General features: G+C 47.0%; 10 protein-coding genes. All 10 read right to left on the reverse strand.

What is annotated here, in order from left to right; all coding sequences use genetic code 11:
* On the reverse strand, nt 1-477 hold a 477-nt coding region (locus ACWA6V_RS10155), incomplete at its 3' end, for a patatin-like phospholipase family protein (protein WP_449522380.1).
* Between the two features lie 201 nt (nt 478-678).
* On the reverse strand, nt 679-1,146 hold the full coding sequence (locus ACWA6V_RS10160) for an NfeD family protein (protein WP_449522381.1): 468 nt from the start codon (nt 1,144-1,146) through the stop codon (nt 679-681).
* Between the two features lie 15 nt (nt 1,147-1,161).
* On the reverse strand, nt 1,162-2,148 hold the full coding sequence (locus ACWA6V_RS10165; RefSeq protein WP_310073760.1) for an SPFH domain-containing protein: 987 nt from the start codon (nt 2,146-2,148) through the stop codon (nt 1,162-1,164).
* 45 nt (nt 2,149-2,193) lie between these two features.
* Nucleotides 2,194-3,825, reverse strand: a complete 1,632-nt coding sequence (locus tag ACWA6V_RS10170) for an AMP-binding protein (protein WP_449522382.1) — start codon at nt 3,823-3,825, stop codon at nt 2,194-2,196.
* Between the two features lie 34 nt (nt 3,826-3,859).
* The gene (locus ACWA6V_RS10175) at nt 3,860-5,650 is read right to left on the reverse strand and encodes an acyl-CoA dehydrogenase C-terminal domain-containing protein (protein WP_449522383.1); all 1,791 of its coding nucleotides are present in this window, start codon (nt 5,648-5,650) and stop codon (nt 3,860-3,862) included.
* 176 nt (nt 5,651-5,826) lie between these two features.
* The gene (locus ACWA6V_RS10180; protein ID WP_449522384.1) at nt 5,827-6,390 is read right to left on the reverse strand and encodes an NUDIX hydrolase; all 564 of its coding nucleotides are present in this window, start codon (nt 6,388-6,390) and stop codon (nt 5,827-5,829) included.
* A gap of 1 nt (nt 6,391) precedes the next feature.
* Nucleotides 6,392-6,712 carry an NGG1p interacting factor NIF3 gene (locus ACWA6V_RS10185; protein ID WP_449522385.1) on the reverse strand — a complete coding sequence of 107 codons (321 nt, stop codon included), beginning with the start codon at nt 6,710-6,712 and terminating at the stop codon, nt 6,392-6,394.
* Between the two features lie 31 nt (nt 6,713-6,743).
* The gene (locus ACWA6V_RS10190) at nt 6,744-7,919 is read right to left on the reverse strand and encodes a phosphoglycerate dehydrogenase (RefSeq protein WP_449522386.1); all 1,176 of its coding nucleotides are present in this window, start codon (nt 7,917-7,919) and stop codon (nt 6,744-6,746) included.
* A 71-nt stretch (nt 7,920-7,990) separates the two neighbouring features.
* Nucleotides 7,991-9,106, reverse strand: coding sequence for a phosphoserine transaminase (locus ACWA6V_RS10195; RefSeq protein WP_449522387.1), 1,116 nt, complete (start codon nt 9,104-9,106; stop codon nt 7,991-7,993).
* A 549-nt stretch (nt 9,107-9,655) separates the two neighbouring features.
* Complete coding sequence (locus ACWA6V_RS10200; RefSeq protein ID WP_449522388.1) at nt 9,656-10,090, reverse strand: hypothetical protein; 435 nt, start codon at nt 10,088-10,090, stop codon at nt 9,656-9,658.
* Between the last annotated feature and the right edge of the window lie 449 nt (nt 10,091-10,539).

The raw sequence follows: 10,539 nt of genomic DNA on the forward strand, positions 1-10,539 counted from the left end.
GCCTTGAAAAAAACTAACTGAGTGACCTGATGTGTAACCCATCGCCGAAACACTTACGGCGAGCAGCTTTCCGCTGTCGATAGAATGGTTAATATTTTCAAAATTAATTTTGGAGCCTAATAAATTCCACAGCGGAGCATTATCGAGTAAGGATAACGGACGACGACGCCCCATACCTTCATTGAACAAAGAAAGACCAAGATAACCGAGCCCCTTGAAAATATCGCTCCAACCATGCAAATAAACCTGACCAATATCAAGGTTCTGCCACATGTAGGCGAGAGCATTGACCGCTGATTTGAAATTACCTTTATGTGCAGCAATCGCCAACGCATTAATAGCACCTGCTGATGTACCGCAAATAATCGGAAAAGGATTTTCACAATTGTCAGGTAATACATCCGCCAGCGCTTGCAGTACACCTACTTGATAAGCAGCACGAGCACCGCCGCCGGATAAGATCAATGCTGTTTTCATAAGCTATTCAATCGATTGATACATTTGACTGATCAACAGTTTATCTGACCATTATTTTTTGTTGCCCGGTATTATTGTTCATTGGTGCTACTTTTAGATTAGCAGCTATGGCGCAATTTGGCGCAGATAATTCTTTTTTAACAGTGCAGAAATAAAAAAGCACCTGGATTAGAGGTGCTTTTCGCTAGCGTACAAACACTATTATTCGGGCTTCACAAGCAACAATGCACCCTCAACTGCAACAACATGGGCGCGGCTACCGACAGCGACAGGTTCTGTGTACGCAGCATCGAGGCGCGCTTGCCAATCTATTCCAGAATATGCCACTTTGCCTTGGTCGCGAGTAATGAGTTGGGTAACAGGCAACACTTTACCAATCATGTCGCTGCTGGTATCACGACCACCACCAGAATTTTGAAATTTTTTCAGTGGCTTCCACAACAATGCACCGCTCAGTGCACCTAATACCCCAACACTTAAAACCTCTAACTCCCAACCGCTAATAATACCAAGCGTTACCATCAGTCCGGTCAACAAGCAGCTCAATGCTAAAAATAATAAGGGGCCGCTCATCCCCAACACGCCGAGTTCCAGTACCAAACAAATACCGGCAATGGTATAGAGGAGATGATCCTGGTGCTGCGCAAAATATTCAAACAAACCACTCATAAATTTCTCTCACTATTATCTATGTGAAGCCTGCGATAAATTAATCGACGAAGAAACTGCCATCGCCTGCGCAACAGTGTTGGCGATGTTGTCGCTGGTCTTGCCATCTGTCAGCACTACCGTGCTCTCATGTGCGATAGCTTTGTGCGCAGCAATTGCGCCCTGAGCCAAATTCAGGGTAATTGCTTTTTGCCCTTCATCCGTTGCAGCCGATTTACCAATAGTGGTGAGCGCTTCCGCTTCTGCAATCGCCACCAAACGAATGGCTTCTGCTTTACCAGTTGCTTCAAGAATCTGCGCTTCTTTGCTTGCCTCTGCTGCCAGTACCTGCTCTGCCTTGGCTGCTTCTGCATCTAATACACGCGCCTGTTTTTGTCCCTCTGCGGTAGTGATGGCTGCAATTTTAACGCCCTCGGCGGTGAGAATGGCCGAGCGCTTTTGCCGCTCTGCCGTCATTTGCTTTTCCATATCTTCTTTGATTGATGGCGGAATTGAAATTTCAAGCAATTCGAAGCGCAATACAATTAATCCCCATGGCTCAGTGGCCGATTGCATTGCCTCCTGGATTTTAGCGTTAATTGCCGAGCGATTTTGAAAACAGTCATCCAATTCCATTGAGCCAATGGCGTTACGCATAGACGTCATTGCCAATTGGGTGCACGCCAATTTGTAATCGGTAATATTGTTTGTCGCTGCCGCCGCATCAATTACTTTAATAAATAATACGCCGTCAATCATCAGCGCAATATTGTCTTTGGTGATGGCGGATTGCTGTGGGATCACCAAGGTTTGTTCTTTTAAATTACGGTCTGCCTCAACCGACTCCACAAAAGGGACAATAAAATTCAAGCCAGAGCTAAGTGTTTTTGTATATTTCCCAAAACGATAAATAACATAGCCACGATTCTGTGGCACAAAATGAATGCCCTTTTTCAATGTATAGAGCAATACCAATGCAATCCAAAAAGCCGGGCTGGTTAGAAGTCCAAACAGCGATTCCATAATAAATTTCCTGGTTAAAATAAAGGGTCAATCAATCCTATCGGGCTACACTTTTTTTGCTTTAGCCAATTCATGGTCACGCAGTTCGCGCCGCAAAATTTTTCCCACATTGGTTTTAGGCAATTCTTTACGGAATTCAATAAGATGTGGAACCTTGTAAGCCGTCAGTGTCTCTTTGGCAAATTTACGTACCTGCTCAATCGTCAGCTGCTCATTTGCGGTAACAATAAATGCTTTTACCGTTTCACTGCCTTCGCCATCGGGCACACCAATAACTGCGACTTCTACAATATCAGGGTGGCCACTTAAGGCATCCTCCACCTCATTGGGGAATACTTTAAAGCCGCTGACGTTAATCATGTCTTTTTTACGATCGACAATTTTAATGTAGCCATCCGCCTGAATGATGGCAATATCACCAGTTTTAAACCAACCATCGGCATCCATCACTTCTGCTGTTGCATCAGGGCGCTGCCAATAACCTTTCATCACTTGTGGCCCTTGCACACACAGCTCCCCCGCCTCACCGGTTAGCAATGCATTGCCTGCATCATCAATAACTTTACAATTGGTATCAATCAACGGCAGCCCCACAGTGCCATACTGAACGCTTTCGAGCGGATTATTGGAAACTACTGGCGAAGTTTCCGTCAAACCATAGCCTTCACTGATAGGGGCTTTGGTCACCTCTAACCAATGTTTTGTCGTTTCCGCCGTAAGCGCCATACCGCCAGAACAAGTAAGGCGCATATTGCTAAAATCCAACTTTAGAAACTCGGGATTGCGCAGCAAAGCATTAAATAACGTATTGAGGCCAACAAAAAATGTGAAGGGTTTGCCCTGCAAGGTTTTGATAAATGCGGGAATGTCGCGCGGATTAGGTATCAATAAGCTATGATTTCCCAATGCAACTGCAGAAGTGCAGTGAATCGTAAATGAATAAATATGGTAGAGCGGTAATGGTGCAACATATAACTCTTGGGTCGGACGAAAAACATTTTTCATCCGCTCATTGAGCTGGGCCATATTCGCCACCAAATTTCGATGGGTCAGCATCGCCCCTTTTGCAACGCCAGTAGTGCCGCCAGTGTATTGCAGAACCGCAACATCATCCGGTGTTTGCACTACCGGTTGCCAAGGTTTATTGGCTAATGCAAGCGCTTTATTGAATTCAATTTGCTGTGGAAATTCGTAAGGCGGAACCATTTTTTTAAGATGCTTTACTGCAAAATTTAGCAGTATACGTTTGAGCGGTGAGTGTAAGTCTGCGAGCTCGGTTACGATAACCTGTTCAACACTGGTTTCTTTGATAATCGCCGCTGCATTTTTTGCGATATTGGCCAAAACGACTAACGCTTTTGCACCCGAATCATTGAGCTGATGTTTTATTTCGTGCGGCGTATATAGTGGATTTGTGTTGACGATAACCATACCCGCACGTAACGCACCAAAAATCACGACTGGATATTGCAATATATTTGGCAATTGCACCGCAATTCTATCGCCGGGTTTTAACGTCGTGTGCTGTTGTAAATAAGCAGCAAAACGACCAGACAGTCGATCAAGATCAGCATAGGTGAGCGTACGATCCATACAGGTGAACGCATTATTGTCAGCATATGATTTACAGGATTCAGAAAAAACCTCGGCAAGGGTTCTGTTGTAATTCAGCGACATTCGACACTCTCCACTTTTGTTATTTTTTGCAAGATTAAAAATCAGCGCTGGACAAATTCATCAAATTGCCCGCTCCTGACTCCATCGCTTTAACCAAACTTATAGTGCGCGGTAATATGCGCGCAAAATAAAATTCCGCCGCCGCAAGCTTGGCGCGATAAAAACCGGGATCTGCCACCGGTTGAGCAAGCTGTAGCAACACCGTTTGTTGCGCTTTGAGCCATAAAAAAGCCAACACAAGATAGCCCGAATACATTAGATAATCTACCGCAGCTGCACCAATTTCATCCGGGTTATGCTGCGCCTGACGCGCGATATTCATACTTAACTGCTGCCACTCCTGACTGAGTCTAGTCAATTGTGCGGCATGCGCTGTCAACAACTCATTACCATTACAATTGCGACATAAGTGGGTTATTTCATCCAGTAGTGGTGCTAGCGTTTTACCGCCAGTACCTAATACTTTGCGTCCTAATAAGTCCAGCGACTGAATACCGGTCGTCCCCTCATACAAGGTGGCGATGCGGCAGTCGCGCAGATTTTGCTCCAGCCCCCAATCGCGGATATAACCATGCCCGCCAAGGCACTGAAGGGCGAGATTTGCCGATTCAAATCCCGCCTCGGTGCTAAATGCTTTAACAACGGGTGTTAACAAACTCAGTAAGTCGGTTGCCTGCTGGCGTTCGCCAGCACTGGTTGCGTGTTGGCTCGCATCCATTTTTATTGTGGTGTAGTAACTCAACATCCGAATCCCCTCTACCAGGGATTTTTGAGTGAGCAACATGCGGCGGATATCGGGATGGACAATGATAGGGTCAGCGGGGCCTGAAGCATTCTTTACCCCGGTCAGGGAGCGCATCTGCAATCGTTCACGGGCGTACAAACGCGATTTTTGATAGCCCAACTCAGCATGGGCAAGCCCCTGTAGCCCCGAACCTATGCGCGCAAGGTTCATAAAAGTGAACATGTGGTTCAACCCCTTATTCACCTCACCCAACAACCAGCCTTTTGCACCATCAAACTGCAAGACACAGGTCGCATTTCCATGGATACCCATTTTGGATTCGAGCGCGGTACAGCTAACGCCATTGGTGGCTGCGAGAGAGCCGTCTTCATTTATTAATACTTTAGGTACAACAAACAGAGAGATACCTTTAGTACCGACAGGCGCATCTGGCAAGCGCGCGAGCACTATGTGGACAATATTTTCAGCGAGGTCATGATCGCCAGAGGAGATAAAAATTTTGGTGCCGCTAATCTGGTAACTGCCATCGGCTTGCGGATCAGCGCGGGTGCGCAACAACCCCAGATCGCTCCCCGCCTGCGCTTCAGTCAGGCACATAGTGCCCGTCCAGCGGCCGGAAATTAACGCGGGCAAATACTGCAGTTTTTGCTGCTCTGTGCCGTGGGTCTCGATGGTATGCATAGCTCCTTGGGATAACCCGGCGTACATTCCCCACGCCCAATTGGGTGTGCCAAGGATCTCGCTCAGAATAACACCGAGCGATTGCGGCAAGCCCTGCCCCCCATAGGCAACTGAACGCGATAAAGTAGGCCAACCGGCATCGCAGTACTGCTGATAGGCTTCTTTAAAGCCTGTCGGTGTTATCACTTTACCGTCAACCAACCTGCACCCCTGTTGATCACCAACCGGGCCAAGCGGGGCCAACACATCTTCCGCAAAACGGGCTGCCTCGCCAAAAAAAGCGCCAGTCAATTCGCGATCCAAAGAGGCATGGCCTATGGCACGGCAATGGCTCGCGTAATCAAATAACTCGAAAAGGGTGAAATCGATATCGCGCAAGGGCGTTTGGTAATTGTTCATCCTTAAGCACCCAGGCAAAAAGCCCGCTGAAAAATGGGAGGTAACATCCGCTAAGGACTAGCTACCAGTGGTTGATAATCTAATTATAATTTTACATATTGGCAGATATGACTTTTATGTCAAATAGATGCTCATTTTTAGCATTTCGAGAACAGAAAGTTATGATGCAAATACGCTCAGGATGCGATTCGCGTCAACAAGCGCAGTAATTGCGCCGTTACCGCTGCGGTAAAACCCCATATCTCGTAACCATTATAATGATAAGCGGGCACACTAAAGACGCGACCGTCGCGCTCAAATTGATCTTCGCGCACCTGAATGCCGTCTTTAAACGCCACTAAGGGGACACAAAACACGCTCTCTAGTTCGTGGGGAGACGGGAGTAGAGGAACACTGGGATTAAAGCTGGCGACGAAGGGAGTAACAGGTGTTCCCGCACGAGTGTGAGATAGGGGCAAGCGACCCAGCAGGTGCATTTCTGTAGCAGGCAAACCTATTTCTTCGTGGGTTTCGCGCAAGGCAGTAGTAAATAAATCGGCATCTCCAGCTTCCCACATCCCACCCGGAAAACACACCTCACCAGGATGTTGACGCAAATGTGCGGCACGCTTGGTGTAGAGAATTGCAGGGTTATCGCCGCAACTAATCAACACCAGAACGGCAGCTTGTGGTTGCACAACGAGATTCAGAGGGTCGTGAATGAGGTGTTGCGAGAGCGCATTAAACAGCGAATGACTCAAACTATCGCACCTCCACATCAGCCAAACGCCAGACATCAAATGCTGGCTCCTCATACGGATGACGCCTGCGTAATGCAGACACTGCAGCACCAATCAACTCATCAGCGCAGACCATTTCAACACGGTATTCCGGTAAGACTTCCAGCTGCTCCTGTGTACCAATGAAAGGGGTAGCACCAGCGAGCGGACGAAACTGCCCTTGTCCCAATACTTGCCAACAGCATTGTTCATAGTGGCCAATCCGGCCAGCACCAACTTTAAAAACAGCGGCTTTTACTACATCGAGATGAGACTCGGGGACAAAGAAGACCAATTTATACATCTGCCCTGCCCCCATCATTTAATCAAATGAGTTAAATAACGCGCACCGCAATTACATGTTCAACTTTGGTAAGTGCATCCACAACAGCAGCAGACGGCACCTGTTCAACATCGATGATGTTGTAGGCCACATCGCCACGGCTTTTGTTGACCATATCCACCACGTTGACTTTGTGATCGGCCAAGACTGACAACACATGTCCTAATACACCAGACACATTTTCGTTGGAAAAGGTGATGCGTGAACCAATCGCAGGGGAACGATCCATAGATACTGCAGGAAAGTTAACGGAATTTTTTATATTGCCATTTTCCAGATAATCTACCAATTGGTCGGCAGCCATAATCGCGCAATTCTCTTCCGCTTCTTCAGTACTGGCGCCAATGTGCGGCATGGCGTAAACATCTTTGCGGTTGAGCAGGATTGGTTCGGGGAAATCACAAATGTATTTACCCAAGTGACCCGCATCCAAACTTTCCACCACAGCGTGCGCATCAACGATTGCTTCGCGTGCAAAGTTCAACAAAGTCGCACCTTTTTTGGTGACTTTGAGCGTGTCGGCATTGATCAGGTTTTTAGTGGCTGGAATTGCGGGCACATGCAGGGTGATATAGTCCGAACGCGCCAATAATGATTGCAGGTTTTCCATACGGCCAACCTGGCTCGGTAGACGCCAGGCAGCTTCAACAGACAACGCCGGATCAAAACCAACCACGTGCATTCCCAAGGCTAAAGCTGCATCAGCAATCAATGAACCGATTGCCCCCAAGCCAACAATGCCCAGAGTTTTACCTTGCAACTCAAAACCGGCGAAGTTGGATTTTTCCTTCTCCAACAATTTTGACATTTCTTCCGCATCGGTCATATGCGTCAAAGTACTTACATATTCCATGCCCGGCAAAATGCCGCGCGAGCCGAGCAACATACCGGCGAGCACCAATTCTTTTACTGCATTCGCATTTGCACCCGGCGAGTTAAATACTACAACACCTTTTTTGGTGTATTCATCGACTGGCACATTGTTGGTACCCGCACCTGCGCGCGCTACCGCTTTAACACTTTCCGGCAATGCTTCACCGTGCAATTTATGGCTGCGTAGGATGTAGGCGTCAGGCTGGCCAATATCACTGGCAACCTCATAGTTTTCGCGCGGAAAACGGTTCAAACCTTTAATAGAAATGGCGTTGTATGTTTTTATTTTGAACATGCTATTTAATCCTCTGAGCACTAACAAAAAGGCCGTGTATAAACACGGCCTCACAAAAAATATTGATTACATTATGCTGCTGTAGCTTGTTCATAAGCCCAGGTCAACCAGGGCAACAATGCCTCAAGATCAACGGCATCAACAGTTGCACCACACCAGATGCGCAAGCCAGGTGGCGCATCGCGGTAGGCGCCAATATCATAGGCCACTGCTTCTTTATCCAACAGTTTGATCATGGCTTTCACCTGATCAGGTGTTGCTTTCAAAGTGAAACATACGCTGGTATTGGAAAGTGTTTCCGGTGTTTGTGCGAGGAAATCGATCCAATCATTAGCTGCAACAAATTTTTTCAATACTGCCAGATTGGCATTGGAACGGGCGATAGTTTCTTTCACGCCACCAATTGCACGCACCCAATCCAATGCATCCAAATAATCTGCAACCGCCAACATAGATGGCGTATTGATGGTATCGCCTTTAAAGATACCCTCAACGACTTTACCACCGCTGGTCATGCGGAACAGTTTTGGCATTGGCCAAGATGGCTTGTAGGTTTCCAAACGCGCAACCGCACGCGGGCTGAGGATCAGCATGCCGTGTGCACCTTCGCCGCCCAACACTTTTTGCCAACTGTAAGTGATCACATCCAGCTTTTCCCAAGGCATATCCATGGCGAATACCGCCGAGGTCGCATCGCAAATAGTCAGGCCTTTACGATCAGACGGGATCCAATCGCTATTGGGAACTTTTACACCTGAGGTAGTGCCGTTCCAGGTGAAGATCACATCGTTATCGAAATTGACTTTAGATAAGTCGGGTAATAGACCGTAATCCGCTTCGTGTGCATTGACACTCAACTTCAACTCTTTGGTAGCGTCGCTCAACCAACCTTTACCAAAGGACTCCCACTGCAGAATATCGACACCGCGCTCACCCAACAGCGACCACATTGCCATTTCCACTGCACCGGTATCTGAGCCAGGCACAACACCAACACGATAGCCCTCCGGCAAGCCAAGCAGCTCGGCGGTATCTTCGCAGGCACGTTGCAATGCCGCTTTACCAATTGTGGAGCGATGTGAACGGCCTAAAGTAGAAATATCTAACTGATCCAAGCTATAGCCCGGGCGCTTGCTGCAAGGGCCAGACGAGAAATTGGGATTGCGGGGTTTTACTGCTGGCTTCATGGTAATCCTCTAGCTGACAGGAACAGCACATCCGACAAACAGGGCTAATCAGGCGTGCCAAACGGGGTTTATCCTCCACGGAGCAGAGGTCAAACCCGGAAAATTCGGGGCGTCGATTATGCCAGCTACGCACTAAATAACCTAGCCAGCCAAAGCGGATTTGCCCGTAAAAACATCGAATCAACAGGCAAAAAAAAGCCCTCTGAAATTCAGAGGGCAGAGGGAGACGTCGATGCATCAACCAGACATCGACGGTGAGAGACCATTAACCATTCAAAACCGGAGTCATTGCTATGGCTGGATCCGGTCACTTCAATCAACTGGAACTAATGTAAAACTTAATGACAGCGCTGTCAAATGAATCTGCAAAATAACCCGAAAAAAGCCTGCACATCAAATGAAACATAGACAGGGGAAGCACACAGAAGAGAAGGTGAAAGCATAAATTTTGTATTACCAATCCTCCCACTGATCGGTGATTTCCCAGCAATAAATGAACTGCGTGGCTTACGAAGGAGTGCGCAGCACATAACATGCAGCACACTAGTATCACGCGTATTTTCGCTCAGCCAACAAGTCGGCGTCATGCAAGTGTGTTGCTTCGCGATGAAAACAGGCATCGATAGATTGCAACAGGCGCTCACTAAGTGACTCGCCAATCAAGCTGACAAGCAGTTTGTTAAACGATCGATGTAAAGCAAGGTTGGCCGCCATAATGACTGCACTGGTTTGTTGCGCCAATGCCGCCTGCAAGGAGGTAAAGTTATCGAAAGAAGTGTCGTCCTCCGACACAGCTGCCAGCCAGGGGAAGTCTGCGTGGGTTAAGTTGAGCGCTTTTTTGTAGATCGCCACAATACCGCGCCGACCAATGATGGGGGTTAAAGCAACATCAATTTGACGCCATCTTGCTACTGACTCGGCAGCAAGCTCGGTGGCACTTGTGTCTATTTCAGTGGTTGATACAAAAGAATTTTTGGTGCGCATAGTTGATACCGCTGTTGTTAGCGTGACGCTAGGGTTGTTGACCAATCCTCACCTTAATGCTCCCGGATACCGCACTTTTTTTTGCTTGTTTTGGCATTTATCGGTGATGTTTATTTTTTTGCCAAACTTAAGATTAGGCCTAAAAACAATAAAATGCTTGTCTCAAATCAAGCTCTGTCGCTTCTTGATTTATCTTTTTTTCTCATAAAAAATGCTTTTTTAGTTAAAACAAAATAAAGGATATATTTATACCCAATAAATCATTTTTTTAACATTAAGGATAATAATTTACCTAAATATTGATTATTTAAAACAAAGGGTATAAGTTAACCTTTAAATCAATAAAATTGATACAAAAGGTACAAAAATACCTATTATGAACTTTTATACCATGACCAATGCCTCTATAGCCGCAGAACTGGGCAACCGCCTTGAAACCCTGCGCCTGG

It is taken from the genome of Cellvibrio sp. (assembly GCF_053579595.1).

Bases quoted from the DNA above. Each gene is read 5' to 3' on its own strand.
- ACWA6V_RS10195 (WP_449522387.1), bottom strand. From the start codon at position 9,106: ATGAAGCCAGCAGTAAAACCCCGCAATCCCAATTTCTCGTCTGGCCCT.
- ACWA6V_RS10160 (WP_449522381.1), bottom strand. From the start codon at position 1,146: ATGAGTGGTTTGTTTGAATATTTTGCGCAGCACCAGGATCATCTCCTC.
- ACWA6V_RS10190 (WP_449522386.1), bottom strand. From the start codon at position 7,919: ATGTTCAAAATAAAAACATACAACGCCATTTCTATTAAAGGTTTGAAC.
- ACWA6V_RS10170 (WP_449522382.1), bottom strand. From the start codon at position 3,825: ATGTCGCTGAATTACAACAGAACCCTTGCCGAGGTTTTTTCTGAATCC.
- ACWA6V_RS10185 (WP_449522385.1), bottom strand. From the start codon at position 6,712: ATGTATAAATTGGTCTTCTTTGTCCCCGAGTCTCATCTCGATGTAGTA.
- ACWA6V_RS10175 (WP_449522383.1), bottom strand. From the start codon at position 5,650: ATGAACAATTACCAAACGCCCTTGCGCGATATCGATTTCACCCTTTTC.
- ACWA6V_RS10200 (WP_449522388.1), bottom strand. From the start codon at position 10,090: ATGCGCACCAAAAATTCTTTTGTATCAACCACTGAAATAGACACAAGT.
- ACWA6V_RS10165 (WP_310073760.1), bottom strand. From the start codon at position 2,148: ATGGAATCGCTGTTTGGACTTCTAACCAGCCCGGCTTTTTGGATTGCA.